The organism is Streptomyces sp. NPDC029292 (assembly GCF_055569295.1).
Genome location: NZ_JBVHXR010000004.1, coordinates 397,581 through 422,074, shown reverse-complemented (window position 1 = coordinate 422,074; position 24,494 = coordinate 397,581). Strand labels below are relative to the sequence as shown.

22 protein-coding genes are annotated in these 24,494 nt (G+C 71.2%); 11 read left to right on the top strand and 11 right to left on the bottom strand.

Features of this window, described 5'->3' with window-relative positions; all coding sequences use genetic code 11:
* Nucleotides 1–9 precede the first annotated feature (9 nt).
* The 7 genes from ACZ4WS_RS12995 to ACZ4WS_RS12965 all read right to left on the bottom strand — a co-directional run bounded on the left by ACZ4WS_RS12995 (nucleotide 10) and on the right by ACZ4WS_RS12965 (nucleotide 6,653).
* Nucleotides 10–897, bottom strand: coding sequence for a carbohydrate ABC transporter permease (locus ACZ4WS_RS12995; RefSeq protein ID WP_467979850.1), 888 nt, complete (start codon nucleotides 895–897; stop codon nucleotides 10–12).
* The gene (locus ACZ4WS_RS12990) at nucleotides 894–1,853 is read right to left on the bottom strand and encodes a carbohydrate ABC transporter permease (RefSeq protein ID WP_467979848.1); all 960 of its coding nucleotides are present in this window, start codon (nucleotides 1,851–1,853) and stop codon (nucleotides 894–896) included. The genes ACZ4WS_RS12995 and ACZ4WS_RS12990 overlap by 4 nt, the downstream gene beginning before the upstream one ends.
* Nucleotides 1,850–3,202 carry an extracellular solute-binding protein gene (locus ACZ4WS_RS12985; RefSeq protein WP_467979846.1) on the bottom strand — a complete coding sequence of 451 codons (1,353 nt, stop codon included), beginning with the start codon at nucleotides 3,200–3,202 and terminating at the stop codon, nucleotides 1,850–1,852. The genes ACZ4WS_RS12990 and ACZ4WS_RS12985 overlap by 4 nt, the downstream gene beginning before the upstream one ends.
* A gap of 141 nt (nucleotides 3,203–3,343) precedes the next feature.
* Nucleotides 3,344–4,195, bottom strand: a complete 852-nt coding sequence (locus ACZ4WS_RS12980; RefSeq protein WP_467979844.1) for an SMP-30/gluconolactonase/LRE family protein — start codon at nucleotides 4,193–4,195, stop codon at nucleotides 3,344–3,346.
* On the bottom strand, nucleotides 4,192–4,965 hold the full coding sequence (locus ACZ4WS_RS12975) for an IclR family transcriptional regulator (RefSeq protein WP_467979842.1): 774 nt from the start codon (nucleotides 4,963–4,965) through the stop codon (nucleotides 4,192–4,194). Before ACZ4WS_RS12975 ends, ACZ4WS_RS12980 begins: the two co-directional genes overlap by 4 nt.
* A gap of 288 nt (nucleotides 4,966–5,253) precedes the next feature.
* Entirely contained in the window at nucleotides 5,254–6,498 is a 1,245-nt protein-coding gene (locus ACZ4WS_RS12970; protein ID WP_467979840.1) for a PucR family transcriptional regulator, read from the bottom strand.
* 2 nt (nucleotides 6,499–6,500) lie between these two features.
* Nucleotides 6,501–6,653, bottom strand: coding sequence for a hypothetical protein (locus ACZ4WS_RS12965; RefSeq protein ID WP_467979838.1), 153 nt, complete (start codon nucleotides 6,651–6,653; stop codon nucleotides 6,501–6,503).
* A 260-nt stretch (nucleotides 6,654–6,913) separates the two neighbouring features.
* Here ACZ4WS_RS12965 and pgfA point away from each other — a divergent pair, with 260 nt between their 5' ends.
* From pgfA to ACZ4WS_RS12915, 10 genes are all read left to right on the top strand, one after another.
* On the top strand, nucleotides 6,914–7,891 hold the full coding sequence (gene pgfA, locus ACZ4WS_RS12960) for a cell envelope lipid trafficking protein PgfA (RefSeq protein WP_467979836.1): 978 nt from the start codon (nucleotides 6,914–6,916) through the stop codon (nucleotides 7,889–7,891).
* Nucleotides 7,892–8,162: 271 nt separating this feature from the next.
* The gene (locus ACZ4WS_RS12955) at nucleotides 8,163–9,314 is read left to right on the top strand and encodes a glycosyltransferase family 4 protein (RefSeq protein ID WP_467979834.1); all 1,152 of its coding nucleotides are present in this window, start codon (nucleotides 8,163–8,165) and stop codon (nucleotides 9,312–9,314) included.
* Nucleotides 9,311–10,117 (top strand): class I SAM-dependent methyltransferase, encoded by an 807-nt coding sequence (locus ACZ4WS_RS12950; RefSeq protein ID WP_467979832.1) that lies wholly within the window; start codon nucleotides 9,311–9,313, stop codon nucleotides 10,115–10,117. The genes ACZ4WS_RS12955 and ACZ4WS_RS12950 overlap by 4 nt, the downstream gene beginning before the upstream one ends.
* Nucleotides 10,114–14,646: an alpha-(1->3)-arabinofuranosyltransferase gene (locus ACZ4WS_RS12945; protein ID WP_467979996.1), complete on the top strand. Its 4,533-nt coding sequence runs from the start codon at nucleotides 10,114–10,116 to the stop codon at nucleotides 14,644–14,646. Before ACZ4WS_RS12950 ends, ACZ4WS_RS12945 begins: the two co-directional genes overlap by 4 nt.
* The gene (locus tag ACZ4WS_RS12940; RefSeq protein WP_467979831.1) at nucleotides 14,643–16,112 is read left to right on the top strand and encodes a condensation protein; all 1,470 of its coding nucleotides are present in this window, start codon (nucleotides 14,643–14,645) and stop codon (nucleotides 16,110–16,112) included. Before ACZ4WS_RS12945 ends, ACZ4WS_RS12940 begins: the two co-directional genes overlap by 4 nt.
* Nucleotides 16,109–16,843 (top strand): class I SAM-dependent methyltransferase, encoded by a 735-nt coding sequence (locus ACZ4WS_RS12935; protein WP_467979829.1) that lies wholly within the window; start codon nucleotides 16,109–16,111, stop codon nucleotides 16,841–16,843. The genes ACZ4WS_RS12940 and ACZ4WS_RS12935 overlap by 4 nt, the downstream gene beginning before the upstream one ends.
* Before the next feature lie 15 nt (nucleotides 16,844–16,858).
* Nucleotides 16,859–17,764, top strand: a complete 906-nt coding sequence (locus ACZ4WS_RS12930; protein WP_467979994.1) for a hypothetical protein — start codon at nucleotides 16,859–16,861, stop codon at nucleotides 17,762–17,764.
* On the top strand, nucleotides 17,761–17,988 hold the full coding sequence (locus tag ACZ4WS_RS12925; protein WP_467979827.1) for a Trm112 family protein: 228 nt from the start codon (nucleotides 17,761–17,763) through the stop codon (nucleotides 17,986–17,988). Before ACZ4WS_RS12930 ends, ACZ4WS_RS12925 begins: the two co-directional genes overlap by 4 nt.
* Nucleotides 17,985–18,800, top strand: a complete 816-nt coding sequence (locus ACZ4WS_RS12920) for an FkbM family methyltransferase (RefSeq protein WP_467979825.1) — start codon at nucleotides 17,985–17,987, stop codon at nucleotides 18,798–18,800. Before ACZ4WS_RS12925 ends, ACZ4WS_RS12920 begins: the two co-directional genes overlap by 4 nt.
* Nucleotides 18,769–19,404: a hypothetical protein gene (locus ACZ4WS_RS12915; RefSeq protein ID WP_467979823.1), complete on the top strand. Its 636-nt coding sequence runs from the start codon at nucleotides 18,769–18,771 to the stop codon at nucleotides 19,402–19,404. The genes ACZ4WS_RS12920 and ACZ4WS_RS12915 overlap by 32 nt, the downstream gene beginning before the upstream one ends.
* On the opposite strand, the gene ACZ4WS_RS12910 is transcribed toward ACZ4WS_RS12915, so the two are convergent.
* Nucleotides 19,388–20,257, bottom strand: a complete 870-nt coding sequence (locus tag ACZ4WS_RS12910) for an ATP-grasp domain-containing protein (RefSeq protein WP_467979821.1) — start codon at nucleotides 20,255–20,257, stop codon at nucleotides 19,388–19,390. The genes ACZ4WS_RS12915 and ACZ4WS_RS12910 overlap by 17 nt on opposite strands.
* 313 nt (nucleotides 20,258–20,570) lie before the next feature.
* Between ACZ4WS_RS12910 and ACZ4WS_RS12905 the strand changes: the two genes are divergently transcribed.
* Nucleotides 20,571–21,656: a MerR family transcriptional regulator gene (locus ACZ4WS_RS12905; protein ID WP_467979819.1), complete on the top strand. Its 1,086-nt coding sequence runs from the start codon at nucleotides 20,571–20,573 to the stop codon at nucleotides 21,654–21,656.
* 141 nt (nucleotides 21,657–21,797) lie between these two features.
* On the opposite strand, the gene ACZ4WS_RS12900 is transcribed toward ACZ4WS_RS12905, so the two are convergent.
* The 3 genes from ACZ4WS_RS12900 to ACZ4WS_RS12890 are packed head-to-tail and all read right to left on the bottom strand — an operon-like array spanning nucleotide 21,798 to nucleotide 24,373.
* A complete protein-coding gene (locus ACZ4WS_RS12900) occupies nucleotides 21,798–23,018 on the bottom strand; it encodes an MAB_1171c family putative transporter (protein WP_467979818.1) in 1,221 nt (406 codons plus the stop codon).
* A gap of 6 nt (nucleotides 23,019–23,024) precedes the next feature.
* Nucleotides 23,025–23,711 (bottom strand): toxin-antitoxin system, toxin component, encoded by a 687-nt coding sequence (locus tag ACZ4WS_RS12895; RefSeq protein WP_467979816.1) that lies wholly within the window; start codon nucleotides 23,709–23,711, stop codon nucleotides 23,025–23,027.
* Nucleotides 23,712–23,755: 44 nt separating this feature from the next.
* Nucleotides 23,756–24,373: a transcriptional regulator gene (locus tag ACZ4WS_RS12890; protein WP_467979814.1), complete on the bottom strand. Its 618-nt coding sequence runs from the start codon at nucleotides 24,371–24,373 to the stop codon at nucleotides 23,756–23,758.
* Nucleotides 24,374–24,494 lie beyond the last annotated feature (121 nt).

Here is a 24,494-nt window from a genome sequence, read left to right as displayed (position 1 = left end):
TAAGGGGAGTTACTGGCCCGCGAGGCCGGTGTGGGCGACGCCCGCGACGATCTGGCGCTGGAAGAAGACGAAGACGATGATCAGCGGCAGGCCCGCCATCAGGCCGCCGGCCATGAGCTGGGCCCACTGGATGCCGTAGGAGTTCATGACGGTCGCGATGCCGTTCGGCATGGTCATCAGGTCGGGGTTGTTGGTCACCATGTACGGCCACAGGAAGTTGTTCCAGGACGCGATGAAGGTGAAGATCCCGACGGCCGAGAGGGACGGGCGCGACAGCGGCACGATGATGGTGAAGAAGACCCGCCAGCGGCCCGCGCCGTCGATGAACGCGGCCTCCTCCAGCTCCCTGGGAATGCCCTGGAAGAACTTGTAGAGGATGTAGACCATGGCGGCCGGCGCGCACTGCGGCAGGATCATGCCCCAGTAGGTGTCGACCATCCCCATCTGCTGGACCGTGGTGAACAGGGGGACGCCGAGGACGGCGGGCGACACCATGAGCCCGGCCATCACGAGGCCCATCAGGGCGCCCTTGAAACGGAACTCGGTGCGCGCGAAACCGTAGCCCGCGAGCGCGCTGACCAGCAGCACGATGGCCGTGACGCAGACCGAGACGACGAACGAGTTCACGAACCAGTTGGTGATGTTGCCGGTCTCGAAGATGGCCTTCCACGCCTGGGCCGTCCATACCTTCGGCAGCCAGTGCGGCGGCACCTCTACGGCCTCGGTCTCCGACTTGAGGGAGGTGAACAGGGCCCAGGCCAGGGGCGCCACCCACACCGCGGAGACGGCGGCACCGAGCACGGTGAGGATGATCTGGCTGGGGGTCCAGGGCTTCCGGGTCCTGGCCTTGACCTTGGCCTCGACCTCGGCCTTGACCGGAACTTGCGTGGCGGTCATCGCACGCCCTCCTCACGCTTGCGCAGCAGCCACATCCGGCCGAGGGCGACGGACGCGATGATCACGAAGAAGATGATGGAGATCGCGGAGGCGTAGCCCACGCGGTAGCTGGTGAAGCCCTCTTCGAGGGTGTACTGGACGAAGGTGCGCGTCGATTCCTCCGGACCGGGACCGAAGTCGTAGATCACGACGGCCTGGTCGAAGATCTGGAGCGAAGCGAGGATCTGCAGGGCGATGACGAGGCCGGTGATGTTGCGCAGCATCGGCAGGGTGATGTGCACCATGCGGTGCCAGGCGTTGGCGCCGTCCAGCTTGGCGGCCTCGTACAGGTGGTCCGGGATGGACTGGAGGGCGGCGAGGTAGAGCAGGAAGCTGAAGCCGACGGTCCACCACAGGGTGGTGATGACGACGGCGAGCATGGCGTACGACTTGTCGGTGAGCCAGGGCGTGTCGATGCCGAGGACGTAGTTGACCATGCCCGTGCCGGGGTTGAACAGCCACTGCCACAGGTTGCCCGCGACCGTGGACGGCAGCAGGAACGGGGCGAAGAAGCACAGCCGCCACAGCCACTTGGCGTGCTCGATGTGGTGGGCGAGCATCGCCATCAGGAAGGCGAGGACGGTGATGCAGGGCACGACCAGGAGAGTGAAGTACGCGCTGTGACCGAGGGAGTCCCACACCAGCGGGTCGTGGAAGGCCTCGCGGTAGTTGTCCCAGCCGACGAAGTTCTCGCCGACGCCGGACACGTTGGCGTCGGTGAAGCTCAGGTACACGCCCCGCAGGACCGGCCAGATCACGAACAGGGCGAACAGCACGAGGAACGGCGCGACGAACCAGCCGCCGTGCTGGAGCCTGCGTCCCATCCGGGCCCGGAGGCTGTCGGTGTCCCCGGCGCTGGTGGAACGTATCTGCTTCGAGGCGGGCGCGAGAGCGGCCTCGGCGCTGGTCGTCGTCATGCGGCACCTCCCTGCGTCTGCGCGGCGGTCTTGCCGTCCATCGGGTTCTTCATGGCCAACAGCTGTTCCAGCACGTTCTTCATGCGGTGGGCGGTCGCGGCCGGCTTGGCCGAGCCCAGGTTGGAGGAGGCGACGACGGGCCCGATGCGGGCGGCGAGCGTGCCGGTGGAGCCCGCGAACCACGCCTTCGGCTCGGTCGCCTGGTGGAACATGGCCGAGACGTACTCGTTCTGCGGGGTGAGCTTCTTGTACGCGGCGGACTCGAGGGTCGGCGTGTAGGCGGGGATGTGGCCGCCCGCCGCCCAGGCGAGGGCGTTCTTGACGACGTACGCGGCCAGCCGGTGCGCGCCCTCGTTGGCGGAGCCGCCCCGGCTCGACTGGTGCGGCAGGACGAAGGAGTGCGACTCGGCGTGGGTCGCCTGCTTGCCGAAGACCGGGGGCAGCGGGGTCGCGCCGTACTCGATCTTCGCGCCCGAGTAGACGGGCACGGACCAGTTGCCCTCCCACACGAACGGCGAGCCGTTGATGAACTGCTCGGCGTCGGCCGCACCGGCGATGGCGTACCCGTCGGTGATGTGCTGGCGCAGGAACTCCAGGACCTGGGTGGCCTTGTCCTCGTCGAAGACGACGTCCGTCATCGCGGAGTTGAAGTAGGTACCGCCGAGCTGGGTGTAGAAGGCGACGAAGAACCACCAGGAGAAGTTCGGGTCGTTGGCGTGGATGCCGACGGTCTGCAGGCCCTTCTTGGTGGCCTTCTTGGCGGCCTTGAGGGCGTCGAACCACTCCTTGGTGGAGGTGATCGGCACGATGAGGCCGTCGTCACCGAGGAGGCCCGCCTTCTTCAGGACGTCCTTGCGGTAGAACGACAGCTGGGCGTGGATGTCGAGGGGCAGCGCGTAGAGCTTCCCGTCGATGACGGCGCGCTTCCACAGCGCCGGGTTGAAGTCCTGTTCGCGGATGCCGTACTTGGCGAGCAGGTCCATGTCCCAGGGGTCCAGGAGCCGCCCCGGCGCGAAGCCGGCGACGCGCCCCAGGTGCATGACACCGAGGTCGGGCGCGCGGCTGCCGGCGGCCGCCATGGCGAGTTTGGTGTAGTACGGATTGCCCCACGCGAGGGTCGAATCCTTCACGTCGATGTCCGGGTTCGCCTTACGGAAGGCGTCCAGCATCGCGATCATGTTGTAGCCGTCGCCGCCGCTGAAGAGGTTCCAGTAGCGGACGCGCGTGCTCGCACTGGACGCAAGCGCGTCCGCACCGGTGCCGAGCGCGGCGAAGCCGAGGCTGCCCGCGACTGTCAACCCACCCAGTCCAGCCAGGATTTGCCTGCGATTCAGGCCAGGTCGTCCCATGCCCTGCCCTTACTGTTCGAGATTTCGATAGGTGATCGCAACTTCGAACGGGACCGTAGATAGGAAGCGGTTTCCCGTCAATGGTTTGCGCAAAATCAGACGTCCCCGCCCAACAACTGGGCGGGGACGTCCGGGGAGTTGCTATCCCGCGAAGGCGGGCTGCGGCAGGCCCTTCCCCGCGCCGGGCACCACCAGCACCGAGCCGGAGAGCGGGTGCGGCGCGTCCAGGCCCGTACGGGCCGTGGTGATGTACAGGTCGGTCAGGTCGGCGCCGCCGAACGTGCAGGCGGTGGGGCGTCGGACGGGGAGCTCGACCACGCGGTCGAGCTCCCCGTCCGGCGTGTAGCGGCGGACGGCTCCGCCGTCCCACAGGGCCACCCATACGCAGCCGTCGGCGTCGACGGTGAGTCCGTCGGGGAAGCCGGCATCGTCTTCGATTGCCGCCAACTGCCGTCTATTGAGCGGCAGTTGGCGCTCGCCCACGTCGAACACGTCGATCCGTCGCGTCGGCGAGTCGATGTAGTACATCAATCGCCCGTCGGGGCTCCAGCCCGTGCCGTTGCTGACGGCGACGTCGTCGAGGACGGTCTGTGCGGTGCCGTCGGGGGCGATCCGGGACAGCGTGCCGCCGCCCGGTGCCTCGTCGTAGCGCATGGTGCCGGCCCACAGGGTGCCGTCGGGAGCGACGGCGGCGTCGTTGGCGCGGCGGCCGGGCACGACCTCGCGACGCAGCCACCGGAATCCGTCGGGATCGCGGTCGTAAAGACCGACGCCGTCACGGAGGTTGACGACCAGCCCCCCGCCCACACGTGGCTTCGCGGCGCCCACGTGCTGCTCGGTGGCCATGACCGTGCGGCGTCCGGAGCCGGGATCGTACGTATGGACCCGGGAGCCGAGGATGTCGACCCAGATCAGCCGCTGTTCATGGGGGTCCCAGGTCGGCCCCTCCCCCAGCGCCGCGTACGCGCGGACCGCGACCTCGATGCCCGTCATCCCACGCTCCGGTGGCCGAGGCGCTCGGACAGCTCGGCGGCGCCCTTCGCGGCGAGCTGCTCCAGTTCGACGCGGCGCTCGTCGCTCCAGCGAATCATCGGGACGGAAATGGAGAGCGCGGCGACGACCCGTCCCGTGCGGTCGCGCACCGGGGCGGCGACGCAGCTGACGTCCGGGTTGGACTCGCGGCTCTCCACGGCGATGCCGCGGCGGCGGATCTCGGCGAGGGCCTCGCGCAGGGCGGTCGGCTCGGTGATGCTGTTGGGCGTCATCGCGACCAGCTCGACGTCGTCCGGGATGCGTGACGCCAGCTCCGGGCCGGGGAGCGAGGCGAGCAGCATCTTGCCGACGGAGGTGCAGTGCGCGGGGAGGCGACGGCCCGCCGCCGACACCATGCGCACGGCGTGCGTGGAGTCCACCTTGGCGATGTAGATGACGTCGGTGCCTTCGAGGATCGCCACGTGGACGGTCTCGTCGCAGGTCTCGGCGACCGAGCGGGCGACCTGCTGGCCCTCGGCGGCGAGGTCCAGCTGCTCGGCGTACCGGCTGCCGAGCTGGTACGGCCGCACGCCGAGCCGGTAGCGTCCCGGCTGGGCCGGCACCTGGACGATGTACGAACGGGCGGCGAGCGTGGTGACCAGCTCGTGCACCGTCGTGCGCGGCAGCTGTAGCTTGCGCACGATGTCGGGGGCGGAGAGCGTCCCGTCCCCGTCGAGGAAGAGCTCCAGTATGTCCAGAGCTCGGGTCACGGCAGGTACAAGGCGTCCCACAACCGGCCCCCTCCCTTGTGTTCGAAATTTCAACAGACGATCGGGATGACGAACACAGGCTAGTCATAGTGGGCTCGGACGGGCAATGGGTGGGGAGAGGATGGGGCGGAGGGAGCTCTTGCCGGGGCCTGACTGGTCTCTCGACGGAACTGTCCGACGGAGCGAGACGGGCGAGTGGACGGGAAGGCATGTGAGGGCAGCGCCGGGCGCGGCCTCGGCCGGGGTCAGGGGACTCTCGACGGAGCCGTCCGACCGGCCGAGGCGGCCGGGTGGGCGGGAAAGACCCGGTCAGCGCCGCCCGCGCGGACCCCCCAGCTCACCCCGCAACCGCTGCGCCCGTAGCACCAGCTCCAGCTCGAACCGCCGGTCCGGATCATCGATCTCGTCGCCCCAGAGTTCCCGTATCTGCCGAAGGCGGTAGCGGACCGTCTGCGGATGGACACCGAGCCGCGCCGCGACCTCGGGGGCACCACCACGCGTCTCCAGCCACGCCAGTAACGTCTCGGCAAGGCGCCGCCCATGCGTGGGACCGCAGTGCGCCAGCGGCGCCAGACACCGCAGCGCGAGATCGTCGATCAGCTCCTCGGGCTGGAGCAGCACCAGGGCCTCCGTGTGCTCCGTACAGTGCAGGACCTCCCCGGAGGGAAGCAGTCCCCGCTCCATGAGCCGTACCGCCGCCTCGGCCCAGCGCAGCGACTTCGCCGCGTCGGCCAGCGGCACCGGCGGTCCGATCGCCCCGGCCCACCCGGTCAGCGCCCGGTGCAGCAGCTCCGGGCGCCCCGCGGCGTCCGGCTCGGGCACGACCATACGGGGCTGCTCGTACTCCATGTCGAGCAGCACGCCCTGCCCCACGGCCGGCGCGACGGCCTCCCGGGCCGGACGCAGCAGCACCCCGACGGCGACCTTGTCGGGCAGCGGCCAGCCGATCCGGGCGGCGCGTTCGACGAGCGCCTCGGCGGGGTCGCCCCGGTGGTGGTGCTCGGAGAGCAGTAACTCCATCAGGCGGCGCTGGAGGCGCAGGCGCTCCCCGGCCTGCCGGGCGGCGGCCTCGGCGTAGCCCCGTACGGACTGATCCACCAGACCGTCCAGATACTCGTAGCCCGCGTCGACGAGCTCGTACATCGCCGGTGGCGGGATGTCGACCCGCTGCCCGATCTCGGCGAACCGCCGCCAGGCGAGCCGCACCCCGAGCCGGTAGATCGCCTGGAGCGAGTCGAGGCTGCGGCCGTGCAGACCCTCGCCCCGGCCGAACTCCTGGAAGACCTCGGGATGGACCCGCGGGCGCCCCTCGGCGGTCTCCAGGTGCTGCACGAAGACCTCGATCGCCCGGCGGATGCCGATCAGGGCCATCGGCTCGCCGGAGTCGTCGAGGACGACCGGCAGATGCGGGTACTCGCGGCGGATCTCGCGCAGGATCTCCTCGGCGAGCGCCGGCGCCTCGGCCATGGCGATCGCCGCGAACTGCCGCACCTGGAGGCGGGGAACGTCATGCCAGGCCGAGCGCACGCCGACGGTTCCCGTGCGGGAGCCCATGATCAGCGCTCCTGGGCGGCATGCTCGTAGGTGATCAGTGGGGTGTTCGGCTGATCCGGGGTCGCGTCGAGCAACGCGACGATGCCGAGCGCGGCACCCACGGCGAGTGCGGCGGCGGCCGCGACGGTGATGGCGGCGGCGAGCAGTCTGGACATCGCAGGGTCAGCCTCTCTGTCGGAGGTCGTCCCCACCCCGGTCGCCCGCACCATCAGGCCCGTGCGGTCGTGCCCACCACCGGCCCCGCCCGGCAGGAGCCAGTCTCGACAATGCATTGACACTCCGTCAAGGGTGCGCCTACGGTTCCCGGCCCATACCGCACGTGCACTTTCCCTCCTGGTGTCGACGCACCCGTATCACCTCGTACCACCGCATATCACCCGTGCGTCGAGCCTCCTCACGCCCCTGGAGTGCCCGGATGCGCCGGAAAGCGTCACCCTTCGCACTGACCCTGCTGGGCCTCGGCACCTTCCTGCTCGTACTGGCCCCGCTGCTCGCGTGGTACGTGAAACCGCGTGCCGCCGTGAACCCCATCGACATCGACACCACCGCCGTCTACACCGGCACGGGCAGCGTCTTCGACGTCGACAAGGTCGAGACCGTGCCCGGCCAGAAGATCACCGTCACCCAGCGGGTGCGCGGCGACGTCACCGACAGCGAGCGCAGCGGCGAGGCGGTCTGGGACGTGACGACCACGGTCGACACGGACAAGTCGCTGCCCGCGGCCGACCCGCACGACGCCCTGGAGTTCACGCCGGGCCGCTGGGTCACCGACCGCAGGACCAACACACCGGTGCACTGCTGCCAGGAGAACCCGCACTTCGAGGGCGAGGCCTACCTCAAGTTCCCCTTCGACGTGCAGAAACGCGCGTACCGCTGGTGGGACAACTCCCTTGGCGCGACGGTCACTCTGAACTACCGGGGGACCAAGAAAATCCGCGGGTACGAGGGGTACCGGTTCACCGGAACCGTCCCCGCCACCAGGACCGGGACCCGTCTGGTGCCGGGCGCGCTCGTCGGGCAGCCGAAGCGCAGCCAGGTGCTCGCCGAGGAGTGGTACGCCAACCACCTCATCGAGCTGGTCGTCGACCAGCGCACCGGCCGGGTGATCTACGCGCAGGTCGGCCCGCGCAGGACGCTGCGCGCCCCGGGCGGCAAGAAGGACGCCGCGGTGCTCCTGGACAGCCAGAAGCTGGCCTTCACAGCCGCCACGCAGCAGGACCAGGTGAAGCAGGCCAAGGCCGAGAGCGGCCAACTGCGCATGGTGGGGCAGACGTTGCCGATCGGTGCCGGTGTGCTGGGATTCGTCCTCGCCGCGGCGGGTGTCGTTTTGGTGGTACGCGGGCGGCCGGATCCCGATACGTCCGAGTCGTCCCAGCCTCCGCTCACGATGTGATGTGGCGTCAGCTCCACAAACCCCGGAAATTGTCACCTCGGTGAGTAGCCGCATCGAACCGCCGGGCGAAAACTGTCCAACCCCACCCGAGCACAGCCCACCCACACCCCCGTAACAGCGAACGCCTAAAACCCCCACAGTTCGGCAGATTCCCAGCGCCACCGAAAGATTCCCAGCGCTACCGAAGAATTCCCAGCGCCACCGAACGAAAAGTTCCCTACGCCCCACCCCCCACGCTGAGTTCCGCACCCTGAGACGAGTTGGAGCACCCATGCCCCAGCACGTGCCTTCCTCGCTGCGCGCCGCGTTCCCGCGCTCCGCGCAGCACCTCCCGGCGCTCCCCCCACAGCCGCGCCGTATCGTTTTTCTCGCCCGCCGCGATCTCGGTAATCCGGCGGCGGGCGGCTCCGAACTCCTGGTCGACCGACTGGCCGAAGGACTGACCCAGCTCGGCCACCAGGTCACGCTGCTGTGCGGCGGCCCCGCGGCCTACCGCGACTACCGGGTCGTCTCCGCGGGCGGCGACCTGGGCCACTTTCTGCGCGCCCGCCCCGCGCTCCACCGCCAGGTCGGTGACTGCGACCTGCTGGTCGAGGTGTGCAACGGCCTGCCGTATCTGGCGCCGCTGTGGCACCACGGCCCCACGCTCTGCCTGGTCAACCACGTCCACACGGATCTGTGGAAGATGCGGTTCGGCGGACCGCTGGCGCCCGCCGCCCGGATCGGCCGAAGACTCGAACACTGGGCACTGGCCGGCGCACAGCGCCACAATCTGCTGGTCGCCGTCTCTCCGTCGACGGCACACGCCCTGCGCGCGATCGGGGTCGAGCGGGACCGCATCCGGGTCGTGCACAACGGGGTCGAGGAGCCGGGGCCGCGGGTCCCGCGCTCGCCGGAGCCGCTCTTCGTGGCGATGGGGCGGCTCGTCGAGTACAAGCGGATCGATCTGCTGCTGCGGCTGTGGGAGCGGGTCCGCCCGGTCACCGGCGGCCGGCTGGTGATCGTTGGAGACGGCCCGGAGCGGGAGCGGCTCGAACAACTCGCGGGCCCGGGCGTCGAGTTCACCGGTCATGTCTCCGAGGCCGAGAAGCACCGCCTGCTGTGCGCCGCGTGGCTGCTGCTGCACCCGTCCGCCGTCGAGGGCTGGGGCCTGGTGGTCACGGAGGCGGCCGCGCGGGAGACCCCGGCCGTCGCCTTCGACGTACCCGGTCTGCGCGACTCCGTGGTGGACGGCGAGACGGGCGTACTGGCCCGCGGCGAGTCCTCCTTCGCGGCGGCCTGGTGCACCCTCGCCCTGTCCACCCACCGCCGCACCCTGATGGGCAAGGCGGCCCGCGAGCGCGCCGCCCGGTACCGCTGGAACCACACGGTCCGCCAGTTCAGAGCCGTGGCCATGGAGGCGGTGAGGGGCTGGACGCCATGACGGCCCCGACGGGCGCGGGCAAAGGCCCAGAGTCGGGCACGGGCGCGGGCAAAGACTCACGGTCGGGCACGGGTACGGGCCTCAAGGACCCCTCCATACGTCGCTCCCTCGCCCTCTTCCGTGCCTTCCTGCACGAGCAGGACGACCCCGAGTCCTGCTACTCCCTCCTCGCCCGGGACGCCGCCGACCAGGTCGAGGCGTACGGCGCCGTCGAAGGCCGTACGGTCGTGGACGTCGGCGGCGGCAGCGGGTACTTCACCGAGGAGTTCCGGCGGCGCGGGGCGCACGCGTACCTCTTCGAGCCGGACGTCGGGGAGTTGGGGCCGAAGCCGCCCGACTCGGCGGTCGTCGCGGACGGGTATCTGCTGCCCCTGGCGGACGGGGTCGCCGACGTCTGCTTCTCCTCCAACGTCCTTGAGCACGTGGCCGATCCGCAGACCTTCCTCAGTGAAATGGTGCGGGTGACCCGGCCCGACGGGCTGATCTATGTGTCGTTCACCAACTGGCTGTCCCCGTGGGGCGGTCACGAGTGGGCACCCTGGCACTACCTCGGCGCCGAACGGGCCCGCGCCCGCTACCGCCGCCGTACCGGAAAGGCCGCCAAGCACACCCTCGGCGAGAACCTCTTCGCCGTGCACATCGGCACCACCCTGCGGCAGGTGCGCGCCCGCGACGACGTCAGCGTCGTCGCGGCGCGCTCCCGCTACTGGCCATTCCTCGCGTCAGCCGTCGCGAAGGCGCCGGGGCTGCGCGAGTTCGCCACCTGGAACCTCCTCCTCATCCTCCGGCGGTGTCCACCATGACCAGCACGGTCCAGGCTCCTCCCCCGGCAGCCGTCCGCCCCGCCGCGACCACCTCGGGCCCCCCGGAGGGGCCCCGCTCGCGGCGGTGGCTGCTGGGTTTCTGGGCCGTGGTGTTCGTGCTGTTCCTGGCCGTGCACCCCGGGCGGATGACCTTCGACACCAAGCTCGGCGTCGCCCTCGACCCATGGCAGTTCCTCTCCGATCTGGGCCAGTTGTGGCACGACCGGGGCGGATTCGGCGGCATCCAGGACCAGTACGTCGGTTACGTCTGGCCGATGCTGCCGTTCTACGGCCTGTGCAAGCTGATCGACCTCCCGGTGTGGCTGGCGGAGCGGCTGTGGCTGTCGCTCGTCGTGTCCGTCGCCTTCTGGGGGGCGCTGCGGCTGGCCGAGCGGCTGCGGATCGGCAGCTCCGCGTCGCGGCTTCTCGCCGCCGTGGCGTACGCGCTGTGGCCGGTGTTCACCGTGGTCGTCGGCTCGACCTCGGCCGCCGCGCTCCCCGGCGCCTTCCTCCCCTGGGTCCTGCTGCCGCTCACCAACGAGCGGTACACCGCGCGGATCGCGGCCCTCCGGTCGGCCCTGATCGTCCCTTTCATGGGCGGCGTGAACGCGGCCGCGACCCTGGCGTCCCTGCTCCCGGTCGGGCTGTATCTCCTCTCCCGGCCGCGCGGACCCCGGCAGCGCAAGCTGATCGCCTGGTGGGTGCCGGGCGTGATCCTGGCGACGGCCTGGTGGTGGGTTCCGCTGCTGGTGCTCGGCATCTACGGCGAGAACTTCCTTCCTTACGTGGAGACTTCAGGGACCACGACGGCCACCATGTCGGCCACCGAGAGCCTGCGCGGCGCCGGTAACTGGGTCGCCTATCTGCACTTCGGCGAGGCCTGGCTGCCGGCCGGCTGGACCGTCGCGTCCGCGGTGATCGTGATCGTCTGCTCGGCGCTCGCGGCCGGTCTGGGCCTCGCCGGTCTGGCGAGACGGGACATGCCCGAGCGGCGCTGGCTCGTGCTGACCGTGCTGTCGGTCGCGCTCATCACCCTGGCCGGGTACGGCGGTTCGTTCGGCGCGCCCTTCCACGGGGTCGTCCAGGACTGGCTGAACGGCTGGCTGGTCCCCTTCCGGAACATCTACAAGTTCCAGACGGGGCTCGCTCTGGCGCTCGTGTTCGGGCTGGCCCATCTGGTGGGCGTCGCCTCCTCGGAACGCGGCGCCCGCCGGGTCCGCGGCCGCCGTCTCGCCCCGCTGATCGCGGCGATCCTGGTGATCCCCGGACTCGCCTGGCCGTATCTCAACGGGTCGATCCTGCAACCGGGTTCGTTCCAGGAACTCCCCAAGTACTGGCAGACCACGGCCAACTGGCTGGAGAAATACTCCCCCGACTCCCGCGCCCTCGTCGTCCCCGCCACCGCGCACGGCATCTACACCTGGGGCTCCCCCATCGACCAGCCCCTCGACGTGCTCGCCGACTCCCGCTGGGCGCAACGGGATTACGTCCCCTTCGGCACCGCGGGCAACCGGCGCGCCCTGGACGCGGTCGAGCAGTCACTGATGACGGGCGACGAAGTGCCGGGCCTGGCCGACTACTTGAGCCGCGCGGGCCTCTACTACGTCGTCGTACGCAATGACCTGGACCCCGACCAGCTCGGCTATGTCCCGACCGCGACCGTGAAGCGGACCCTGGAGCAGTCGGGCTACCAGCGCGTGACGGGCTTCGGCCCGGTCATGACGGGGGGCCGGATCGCGAACGACACGCCCCTGCGGGTCGAGGGCCTCTACCCGCGCCAGCGCGCGGTGGAGATCTACGAGCCGGTGAGCAAGGACGTACCGAGGCCCGGACAGGCCGGACTCAAGCCGATCGCCGACACCGCCGTCGTCTCCGGCGGCCCCGAGGCGCTGCTCCCGCTGTCCGCCGACCCCACGATGCGCGGCCGTGCCGCCGTCCTCACCGGCGACAACCATCCCGGCCTCGGCACCTCGGAGGTGCAGGTGGTGGGCGACGGGCTGCGGCGCGCCGACACCCGCTTCGGGCTGGTCAACTCCAACACCTCGTACACGTACACGCGTGACCAGCGCAACGACAGCGACAGTGCGCAGGATCCCGGCGCGAAGCCTCACCAGATCCTGCCGACGAAGGGCACCCAGCACCAGACGGTCGCCGAACTGCGCGGCGCCCGCTCGGTGACCGCCTCATCGACCGGCAACTGGCTGTTCTACCTGCCGCAGTACGACCCCGTGAACGCCTTCGACGGCAACCCGGACACCGCGTGGGCGGAGGGCGCGGCGGGCTCGGCGAACGGGCAGTGGCTGCGGATCCGGTTCGACGGGTCCGTGGACGTGCCTTCGTCGTTCAAGGTGACGCCGCTGCCGCAGGACGGGGTCCGTTCGGCGGCGACGCGGGTGCGGGTGGAGACGGAGAAGGGCTCCGTCACCAGCTATCTCCAGCCGAACGGCATGACCCAGTCGATCAAGGCCCGTGCCGGGTCGACGAGCTGGCTGAAGATCACGATCGTCGGCTCCACGGAGCAGCACGCCGGTCTCACCGGCGCGGGCTTCTCCGAGATCGACCTGCCGGACGTCCAGGTGACCCGTCTGCTGCGGCTCCCGACGGACGCCGCCGGCTCGGACGCCTCCTCCGAGATCGTCTCGCTGCACCGCACCGCCGACCCCACCGGGCTGTCCCCGACGGGCACCGAGGCGGGCCTGCACCGCAGCTTCTCGACGTCGACGGCGGGGACGTACGAGATGAAGGCGAGCGCGGTCCCGATCCCGGGCGAGGAGCTCGACAAGCTGCTGTACGAGGTCGCGCCCGACCAGCAGAGCCGGATCACCGCGACGGCGGACTCGACGGCGAAGCTCGGCGCCGGTCTCTCGGCGCGCAATCTCACGGACGGCGACCTGACCACCGCGTGGATCGCCGGGGACAACCCGACCATCCACCTCAGCTGGCCCGACAAACAGCCGGTCTCGTCCATCGTGCTGGCCCCGGCCGGCGGCCTGTCGACCCGGCCGACAAAGGTGAACATCAGCTCCCCGGACGGGGCGGCGATCGTCGGCGTCGACGAGAACGGCTGGGCCCGCTTCGACCCCATCACCACCGACCACCTCGACATCACCGTCACCGAGACCGCACCGCTCACCGTCCACAACCCGGTCGCGGACGACGACCTGCAACTGCCGGTCGGACTGACCGAGGCCTACATCCCGGCGCTCGATCAGTACCGCACCCCGCAGCCGTCCGGCACCCGCAGGTTCTCGCTCCCCTGCGGGAAGGGGCCGGTGGTCGCGGTCGACGGAAAGCTGTACGAGACGAGCGCGAAGGGGACGGTACGGGACCTGGTGGAGCGCCGCGCGGTCGATCTGACGCTCTGTCAAGAAGGCCGCGCGGACACGGCCTTGGAGCTGACCGACGGCTCGCACCGGGTGGAGGCGGGCGACACCGGACCGCTCGCCGTCACGGACGTGACGCTGACGCGCGGGACGGTCGCGGCGGCGACGACCGCCGGGCGTGGTCTTCAGATACGGGACTGGCTGGGCGACCGTCGTGAGGTGACGGTCGGCTCGGGCGCGGCCTCGTACCTGACGACGTACGAGAACTACAACGACGGCTGGAAGGCCACCCTCAACGGCAAGGAACTCACCCCGGTACGGCTCGACGGCTGGCAGCAGGGCTGGCAGATCCCGTCCGGCGCGGGCGGCACGGTCAAGCTGTCGTACGAGCCCTCGACGACGTACGAGGCCGGGCTGATCGGCGGCGGCGTCGCCGTGGCGGCTCTCGCGGGCCTCGTCATCTGGCGCCGCCGCGAGCCCAACCCCGACGAGCCGCAGCCGGTGCCGGCGCTGCCCGGGCCGTGGCTGGGCCTGGTCGCGCTCACCCTGGCCGGGGTCGTGATCGCCGGGTTCTTCGCCCTGCTGGTTCCGGCGCTGGCCCTGCTCGCGTGGAAACGGCACGCGCTGCTCGTACCGATCGCGTTCCTCGCGCTCGCGGGGGCGGGGGTCGCTGCCGCGACGGGGGCGGGGTCGCCGGTGTCGGCGGACGAGGGGGCCTTCGGGGCCACTGCCCAACTGCTGGCGCTGATCGGGTTGTTCGCGGGGCTGGTGAGTGTGCGGGAGCCGGACACCGCCGGGTCGGCCGCGCGGTGGGAGGCGCCACCGGGGTCCGAGGCGCCGACGGCGCCCTTGCCGCGCAGGCGGCGGGGGGAGAGCGGGGGGCCGGGGGCCTTTGAGGCCTCCACCGCCTCCGAAGCCTCCGCCGCCTCCACCGCCTCCGCGGAGAAGCCCGGCGCGGGGGCCAAGCAGGCCGGGGAGAAGCCCGGCGCTCCGGAACCCGGGGCGGAGCTCGCGTCCGGTCCGACCATCTCCGCGCGCGGCCCCGGCTCCGCCCAGCGCGAGCCCGACCCGCCGACGGTGCGGATCCCGTTCCGGAAGCCGAGGTTCAGGACGACAGCGCCGGACGCCGCACGGCAGCCCGACGACGCGGTGAAGGGCGACGACGCAGGGAAGGGCGACAACGCGGGGAGGGGCGAGGTCACATGACCGCGGTGGAACACCCGGCGCGGGACGGCACGGACGGTCCGTCCCGGCCCCCCGTACGCGTGCCGTTCCCCGTCGTCGACGAGGTCGCCCGGCACTGCCTCCAGGAAGAGGAACCGGAAACCGTCCACATCGAGGTCCACCTGCCGGGCCGCCTCGACCCGGCCCGGCTGCGGACCGCGTTCACGGAGGCCCTCCAGCGCCACCCCCGGATCCTCATGCGCGAGGCGCCGGGCCCCTGGTACCGACGCCGCTACGAGTGGGAGCTGGCTCCCGGGCCGGACGTGGACGTGGTGACGTTCCCGCCCCGCAGTCGGGATGCCCTCAGAGACGCCAGAACCAGGGCCCTGCTGGAGGCCCCACCACTGTCGGCCGCACCGCCGATACGCCTGGAGGTGGTCGAGGGGGCGGGCCGGGCGGTGGGCAGCGAGGCCGGCGACGCCGTGGACGTAGCTACGGGCAATCGTGCCGCTGGGGCGGCACCCGTCCCAAGGAGAGCGGCACCCCGTGAGCGCCGGGCTGCGCGACCCACCCCCCATGGCCGCCCCAACCCCGAGCACCCCGAACCCAAGGGCACAGTCCTCTTCCTCACCATCAACCACACCGCACTGGACGGCCCCGCCTGCCTGCGCATCCTGGCCACCGCAGCGGAGCTGTACGGCGGCAGGGACAACTCCCCCGCCGCACCCCCGGTGCGTACCCCCGACGACGGAGGAGCCGACCAGGTGGAGGCCCCCTCCACCTGGACCCCACCCGCCAGGGTCGCCCCCGGCTCCCCCGAACCCTCCCCCGGCAACGGCATGCTCGTCACCGAGCTCAGCGTCCCGCGCCGCCCCAAGGGCTCCCCGTACACGGTGAACGACCAGCTCATGGCCACCACGGCCCTGATGGTCGCCCACTGGAACAGGGAACACGGCGCCCACCCCCGCCCCCTGCGCATCACAATGCCGGTGGACGACCGCCCCCGGGACGCGGACATGCCCATAGGGAACGGAACCAGACTCGTCGAAGTCACCTTCGCCCCACAGGAGCTGGACCCGGACCGGATGGGCGAGCTGCTGCGCCGCACGGCGAACCGCACGCGCGCCCTGAAGTCCCTCGACCGCCCCCAACTCGGCCACGGGGCCGCCCTGTTGACCGCTCCGGTGGTCCCCGTGGCGTGGCGCGCGGCCGTCACCAGGGGCCTGCGCAGGGCGGCCGCCCCCTGGACGTCGACCACGCTGCTCAGCAACATCGGCCGCATCCCGTACTCCCTCGACTTCGGCGAGGCGGCGGGCCGCGCCCACGCGGTCTGGTTCTCCGCCCCCGCCCGCATGCCCCGCGGCCTGACCGTCACGACCGCGTCCACCGCGGGCCGCCTGCACGTCGCCCTGCGCTGGTCGCGCACCCTGCTCAGCCACGGCGACGGCGCCCACCTCCGCGACCTCTTCGAGCACTATCTGCACGCGACGGAGGAGACCGGCGCATGACGACAACAGCATCAGCCCGCAGGGGACTTCGCGATTTCTACGAGGATCCCGCCGTCCCCGTCGCCTCCGGCACCCCCCGCAGCCTGCGCCAGGCCCGCCTGCTGGCCGCCGCGCTCGGCCCGGCCACGGCGGGCGCGAAGACCGTCCTGGACATCGGCTGCGGCGACGGCACCGCCGCCGAGACCGCCGCGCCTCTCCTCGCCGGACACCGTCTCGTCGGCGTCGACTGGTCACAGGACGCCCTCAGACGCGCCCACGCCCATATGCCGTACGCGATCCGCGGCGAACTCACCGACGGAGGACTGCCGTTCGCGACCGGTGCCGCCGACGCGGTGCTCTTCAGCGAGGTCGTGGAACACCTGGTGGACCCGGACAGCGCGCTCGACGAGATCCGTCGAGTTCTGCGCCCCGGCGGCCATTTGATGCTCTCCACCCCGAACCTCGCCGCCTGGTACAACCGCGCCCTGCTGCTCGCCGGGGTCCAGCCCGTCTTCTCGGAGGTGAGCCTGCGCGCGATCCACGGCCGTCCGGGCAGAGAGGTCGTCGGGCATCTGCGGCTCTACACCGCCCGTGCGCTACGGGAGTTCGTGGCGGCGTCGGGCTTCGAGGTCGTCCAGCTGAGAGGCGCGCCCTTCCACTGCGTACCGCGACCACTGCGGCCGCTGGACCGGCTGGCCTGCGCCGCCCCCTCCCTGGCCTCCATCCTGCTCCTGCACGCGCGAAGGACGTAGACCATGTGGTGGGGAGTGGCCGCGGCCCTGCTGGCGAACGTCCTGTACAGCACCGGATTCGTCCTGGAGAAACGGGCGTTGGCGGCCCTGCCCGAGGTGAACATCCGCCGCCCGGCCCGGCTGCTGCGCCTGGTCCTCGGCAGCCCCCTGTGGATCGGCGGCTCGGTGGCCCTCGCCGCCGGGTTCGGGGCCCAGCTCGCCGTCTACCGCACGCTGCCGATCGCCGCGGCCCAGGGCATCTTCGTGTCCGGGCTCGTCCTCCTGGTGCTGCTCTCCGCGCGCCTGCTCGGCGAGGAGACGACCGGCCGCGAGCGATACGCCCTCGGGGCGATCCTGGCCGCCCTGCTCATGGTCGTCCTGTCCCTGCGCGAGGGCTCGGACTCGGTCAGTCACAGCGCCCCGGCACCGCTGATCCTCACCGTGTGTCTGCCGTCGCTCGCGCTGGGCGTGTGGCTGTACGGGTCCGCCGAGCGCCGTTCCCGGCACCGGCACCGGATGCCGACCACCGGCGTCGAGTACGGCGTGGCGGTGGGCCTGCTGTACGGGGTGAGCTCGCTCGCCATCAAGGGAGTGTCGAGCTATCTGACGACAAGTGGGCTGGGCGGGGCGGCGGTCGGCCTCCTGCGCTCTCCGTACCCCTATCTCCTGCTCTTCACCGGCGCGTTCGGTCTGGTCATGTCGCAGGCCGCGCTCCAGCGCTGCCGGGCCTCACTGATCGTGCCCGTCTGCACGACGGTGACCTGTCTGTTCACAGCGGTGCTCGGCACGCTCGCGTTCGGCGAGGCACTGCCGCACGATCCGGTGCGGCTGGCACTCCGGCTGGCGGGCACCGCGCTCGCGGTCTCGGTGCTGCTCGCCATGCCCAAGCACGACACCGCACCCCAACCCCCCATCGTGGCCAAGGAGTTGACTCCACCATGAAGCCCGACGACCCACTGTTGAAGATCCTGGCCTGCCCGCTCGACAAGGGCCCGCTCCACCTGCTCGTGCCGGACGAGTCGGTGGCGTCGGAGGAGGCCCTCTACAACCCGCGCCTGCACCGCCGTTACCCGATCGTCGACGGCATCCCGCAGTTACTGCCGTCCTCCGGGGAGCAGGTGACGGAGAACGAACACGAGGAGTTGCTGAAACGGATTGCTCCATGACGACCCTGCCCGCCCGTCTCGCCCCCCTGCTCCCCACCCGCCTGGTCGCCGCCACCGCCCGGGTCCTCTACCCGCGCTTCGAGCCCGAGCTGGCCCGGCTCGGCGACCTCTGCCCGCCCGACTGCGGCACGGCGGTGGACGTGGGCGGCTGGTACGGCCCCTGGACGCACCGCCTGTCCGCCCGCGCCCACCGCGTGGTGACCGTCGAACCGGTCCCCCACCTGGCCCGACTGCTGTCCTCCACCGCCCCGTCCAACGTCCGCGTGATCAGAGCCGCCGCCTCCGACCACCGGGGCACGGCCCCTCTCTGGCTGCCGCCGGACGACGCGGGCGACCGGGGCGTGTCCTCGCTCGTCCGCAGGGACATCCACGCCCGCGCCCTGGAGGTCCCCTGTCTCACCCTCGACAGCCTGGGCCTCCGCGACGTCGCCTTCATCAAGATCGACGTGGACGGCAACGAGCTGGCGGTCCTGCGCGGCGCGCGAGCCCTGCTGGCCCGCGACCGCCCGGCCCTCTTCATCGAACTGGAGTCCCGTATCCAGCCGATCGCCCCGGTCGTCGCGCACCTCGGCGAGCAGGGTTACGCGGGCTGGGTGCTGCCCGGCACCACCTGGCTGCCCCTCGCGTCCTTCCCCCTGGAGACCCACCAGGCCCTGACGTCGCACGTCGTCTCCCAGGGCCTGCTGCGCCGGGTGCTGCCACCGCGCGGCCCGCGTTACGTCAACTCGGTCCTGTTCCTGCCGGACGGCCGCCGTCCGGGCGAGCGCCGCGTACGCGACCATGGACCCCATGCCCGCCAAGCGACCCGCTAGCCCGTTCACCCCGCTCGACTTCCAACTGGTCCTGCTGCGCCGCATGGCCGACCACAACCCCGGCCTCGTCGAGGACGCCCGCCACGAGCTGGGCGTCTCCATCGCCGACATGCGCGAGGCCAACCGCCGCTGGCAGGCGATGCTGCACGCCCCGCGCTCCCGGGCGGCCACGTCCCTCCCCCATAGCCTCAAGGGCATGGGAGGTGCCCCCATCCGCTCGATCCTCGGCACCCCGGAGTCCGTGACCCCCCGCCAGATCGGCGATCTCGCCTGCGAGGCCCTCCTCTGGCCCGTCCCTCTCTGGCCCGACCTCCGCTTCGAGGTCCTCGTCGCCCCGAACGGCGTCGCCTGGAACGAGTGGCTGGTGCGGGCCCCCGGTGCCCCGGGCCCGATGCTGGAGACCCTCGACGACCTCACTCCCTGGTCCTGCACGGTCGACGAGGCCGCCCGCGCCTTCGCCCCCGCCCGGCCGCTGGAGGGCACGGCCCCGACGCGCTGGGGGCTGGCGTTCACGGCCCCCGACGCGTCCGGCGTACGACGGGAGTGCGCGGCGGAGTTCACCTGGGGGCTGCTGCAACGGGTGGCCGTCAACGAGCGGCCTTGACGATCGCCTCCACGACCACGGGCAGCGACTCCGGATGCAGCCAGAGGAAGAGATTCGGCTCGATCAGCTCCAGCTCCATCACGCGCGGCTGCCCGTCGTCGCCGTCGACGAGATCGACGCGGGCGTAGAGCAGCTCGGGCGCATCCGGTACAGCCGCCAACGCCCGCTCGGCGACAGACAGTTCGGCCGGGGTCGGCTCCCACGGCTCCAGCCGGGGATGCGGAACCTTGTCCGCGTCGTACGCCGTCCCGGGCTCCAGCACCGCACCCTTCCGGCTGGCATGCAGGAAGCGCCCGCCGAAGAACTGCAGCGCCCGCTCGCCGGAGGCGTCGATGCTCGACAGGTAGGGCTGCACCATCGCGGTCAGCCCCTGCGCGTGCATCCGCTCGAGCTGTCGTACCGCGGTCTCCCGCTCCTCGGGCGTGTACCGCGCGGCGAGGCGGGCGCCCGCGCCGGACGTGGGCTTCACGACGTACTCGTGGTCGTCGGGAAGACCGACGGGATCGCCCGGCGCGAGATACCGGGTCTCCACCGCCGGAACCCCCGCCTCCGCCAGATCACCGAGGTACCGCTTGTCGGTGTTCCACCGCACGACCCCCGCCGGGTTCGCGAGCCGCGTGACCTTCCCGCACCGCTCGGCCCACGCCACGAACTCCGCCACCCGCCAGCTGTAGTCCCAGGTCGACCGGATCACGACGAGGTCGAAGCCCGCCCAGTCGACCGCCGGGTCGTCCCAGTGGGCGACGGCGACCTCCGCCCCGGCGTCTTCCAGGGCTCGCCTCAGCACCGGCAGATCCCGGTCCGCGCTGGGCTCCTCCCCCGGGTTGTAGGTGACGAGTGCGACTCGGACCACGGCAGACTCCATATTCGTACGACGTCCAGGGCGATCTACGACGTCTCGGGCAATCCCGTCGCAGGCTAACAACCGCCTGGCGGGGGAGTCACCCAGCCCGTCCGGCGTTTGAGGACGAGCCCTTCGGGCGAACGGGGGTCTGGGGGCGAAGCCCCCAGGAACGGGAAGGGCAGGGGCGGCGGGGGCGAAACAAGCTCACACTCCCGCGACCGCAACGGCAACCGCAACCACGACAAGCCATTTGACCTTCACCTTTGGTGAAGCCGCAGCATGGGTGGCGGAACGAGGAGCGACCGGACCACGGGGTGGGCGCATGGAGATGCTGACGATCGGGGCCTTCGCGAAGGCGTGCCGGCTGTCGCCGAAGGCGCTGCGGCTGTACGACGAGCTGGAGTTGCTGCGGCCCGCCCGGGTCGATCCGGAGACCGGTTACCGGTACTACGCGGCCGGGCAGCTGGAGCAGGCGCGGCTGGTGGCGTGGCTGCGCCGGCTCGGCATGCCGCTGGCCCGTATTCGGCGGGTGTGCGGCATGGCGCCCGGCCCGGCCGCCCAGGACATCCGCGCGTACTGGGCCCAGGTCGAGGCCGACACCGCCGCCCGCCGGGACCTCGCGGCGTTCCTCGTGGACCATCTCTCTCCGCCATCGAGGAAGGACACCAGCATGCTGGAGCTCCGTTACTCCGCTCTCTCCGACACCGGTCTGGTCCGGACCGCCAATCAGGACACCGCGTACGCGGGCGCCCGCGTCCTCGCCGTGGCCGACGGCTTCGGGCCCGGTGGGGCGCCCGCCAGTACGGCGGCGGTGGAGGCCCTGAAGTTCCTGGACGACGAGCCGCTCCCGGCCGGGAGTGTGCTCAATCTGCTGGAGGACGCGGTCCAGGGGGCCACCCGGGCCGTCCAGGACCTCGCGCCGGCCCGGGAGGACGCCGGGACCACCCTCACCGCGCTGGTGTGGACCGGCTCCCAGCTCGCGCTGGTCCACATCGGGGACTCCCGCGCGTATCTGCTGCGCGACGGCGGGCTGTTCCGGATCACCCACGACCACACCGTGGTCCAGTCGATGATCGACGAGGGCCGTCTCACTCCGGAGGAGGCCATCACCCATCCCCAACGGTCCCTGCTCCTCAAGGCATTGACCGGCGGCAGCACCGCCCCCGTACCGGATCTGCGGCTGCACGACGCCCGGCCGGGAGACCGTTACCTGCTCTGCTCGGACGGCCTCTGCGGGGTCGTGGCGGACGAGGAGATCCAGCGGCTGCTCTCCTCGATTCCCGCTCCGGAGGCGGCAGTTCGCGCCCTCGTCGGCGCGGCGAACGACTCCGGCGGTCCTGACAACGTGAGTTGTGTGGTGGCGGACGTGGTGGAGACCGGGGGCGACGGCGGTTTCCGGCCCAGCTGAAGCGGGCGGCGGCCTGGGCGAGTGTCCCGGCGAGGCTGCCGCCGAGGACGACGGCGTTCCTCAGGGGCCGGGCGGTGGGTCTCAAGGGCCGGGCGACGGAGGATCCCTGGCTTATGCGGCTTGCGCTCAGGAGGCTTGCCCTCAGGAGGCGGGCACGCTCTCTGCCGCGGCGGCCGCGCGCTCACGGACCGCCCTGATGTCGTCGGTGTGGCGAAGGACCCGGGACACGTCCTCGATCCCTTCCAGCAGACCTTCGATGTCGGGACTGTGGAGGGGGGCGGTGACGTCGTCCTCCCGGGACCGTCGCTTGGTGTCGATGGCGTCCTGGATGGTCACGGCGTGGGCGAGCGGCCTCGCCCACGCGTCCTCGCGCCCCAGGTCCAGCGCCGCGTCGTACGCCCGTCGGTCCAGGTCCCCGTCGATGTACCGGGCGAGGTGCAGCAGCGCGTCCCGGATGAACGTCTCGCGGCGCGTGAGGCGCAGTTCGGGGGTGGCCCTCAGCTTGAAGGGGACGCGGCCGCCGGTGACGGTGCGCGTCAGCAGGTACAGGGGGCGCAGGTGCCAGTGGCTGAGCCGGGTGCGGGTCCGTCGGTGCAGGTACTGGCCGGCGTGCGGCAGGATGAACCCCACCGCGATCAGGATGGCGGAGACGCAGGCGACGGGCGGCGACAGGTCGGTGCTCAGCCAGTCCAGGTCGTGGCCGGTCCACCGGGCGACGACCGCCGTGGCCTTGGCACTGTCGTAGATCAGGTTCACCGCGTAGCCGACGCCGAGGAACTTCAGGCCGCTGCGCAGCCACACGTCGAGTCCGTCGGTGCGGATCCAGTTGCGGATCAGCCCGTACGTGATCACACAGGCCACGGTGTGCGCGAGCAGGTAGAGCACGATCTCTTCACGCATGAAGGCGGTGGTGGCGTAGTACGTGTCGAGGTCGCGCACCCGCTCCTGGCGGGTGCGGGCGAGCGCGAACAGCACCCACAGCGCGACGATCACACCCGAGTAGACGGTGACAACCCACCGCGTGGCACTGCGGGTTGTCGCGGACCGGCCGGATATGCCGTTTCTCCACGCGGTGATCAGCAGCAGGCAGGACCCGCAGAACGCGGTGATGAGGCTGTAGACCAGGGGCGCCGCGAAGTTCGGTACGCCGGTGACCCGGTTGGCCCAGGCGATGGTCGGCGGCGCGCCGACGACGAAGACGGCGCAGGCGAGGACGAGAAGGCCGCCGACGGCTCTGAGCAGCGGGTCCTTCCAGAGCTTGATGATGCTGGGCAGTTTGATCGCGAGGGCGACCGTCAGGACCGCCATCGCCGGTATCCAGAAGGAGATGTAGAGGCCGTTGATGAAGCGGGAAGGATTCATCGCCGGTCAGTCCTGGGGTCCGCGGTAACCCAGTGACGCCTGGATGGCCTGTCCGACCGGGTCGACCGGCCCCTGTCTTGTACGGGACCCGGTCACCCAGGAGCGGAAGAGGCTGGCGAGGTGCAGGCCGAAGTCCTCGGCCTCGGCCTCGTCGGCTTCGTGCGAGCCGTTGCGGGCGGCGACGGTGAGCGCGATCTCCTGCCAGCCGGGGTCGTCCGACAGGGCGCGGGCGGCGGCGGCCGCGCGGCCCACATGGTGAGGGGAGTGGGAGTGCCCCGCCATCAAGTGCCACAACTCATGGCCGAGGATGACGAGTTGCTGCACCGTCTCGGCGCGCTCCTCGACGATGACGAGGTCGAAGTCGTGGAACTCCATCCAGAGACCGGTGACTTCGATCTCGTCCGGGAACCGTTCGAAGCGCAGCTGGATGGGACGGCCGTCGCGTCGCCTGCTCATCTCCTCGCACAGGGCCCCGGCCAACTCCCCTACGTCGACGGGGGCATCGAGCCGCTTCTTGAGCACGCGGGTGAGCTCGACCGCCAGGCCGCGCATCTCGGAGTCGGCCCTGCGAGAGAACAGCGCCGCCGCGCGCTTCCACACGTCACGGGCGAGGCCCGTCACCCTCCGCGTCGCCCTGCGCGTCGCCCACCGCGTCCCCTTCCGCGTCTGCCGCACGCTGCCGGAACGCTTCATCGCACCGCTCCTCGCACCGCCCCTCGCACGGCTCCTCGCACCGCTCATCGCTCCGCCTCCTCGCTGCTCAGCAGACCTTCGAGCATGAGCGCGAGCGCCTCCTGCTTGCGGGGCGTCAGCCGCTTGCCCCGCAGGGCGAGTGTGACGACTCCGTGCTTGATCGTGAACTTGAGCAGCGGGCCGTCCTCCGCGCTGCCTTCGAGGTCCTGAAGGGTGCGCTGAAGCGCCTCGTTCAGGGCGACGGCCGCCGGGTCCGTGAAGAACTTCGTGCCCTGGTCGATGCGGAAGAACTCCGCGAGCCTGGTGAGGTCGGGCACGTTCGGCATCTTGTCGCCGTTGAGGAGGGAGCGCGCCCACTTGTCGCTGATCCCGAGGTGGGCGGCCACTTCCCGGCACACATCGGCGGGCCGCTTCCCGCTCTCGGCGAGGTACGCCTCGTACAGCGCGCGGACCCGGCTCCTGATCCGGTCGTCGACCTTGTCGTCGCGCGGCGCCCCGCCGTCGAGCAGGGCCTGGATCTCCCCCTCGGACAGGGCCGTCCTGCCCGAGAGGGCACGCGGGTCCAGGACTTCACCGCGGTCCAGGCTCTTCTCCTCGATCTGCGCGTCGAGGCGGGCGAGCGTCTCGGGAAGAGGCGGCGGGGACTTACTCAAGGGACTCACTCAAAGGGACTCACTCACCAAGGGGCTCCCGGCAGTTGACTCATCAAGTTGTCGCACTGTGGGCCGAGACTACGTGGCCGAGTCTGTCCGCGCCACGCTTTCGGAACGATCGTTCCCGCTC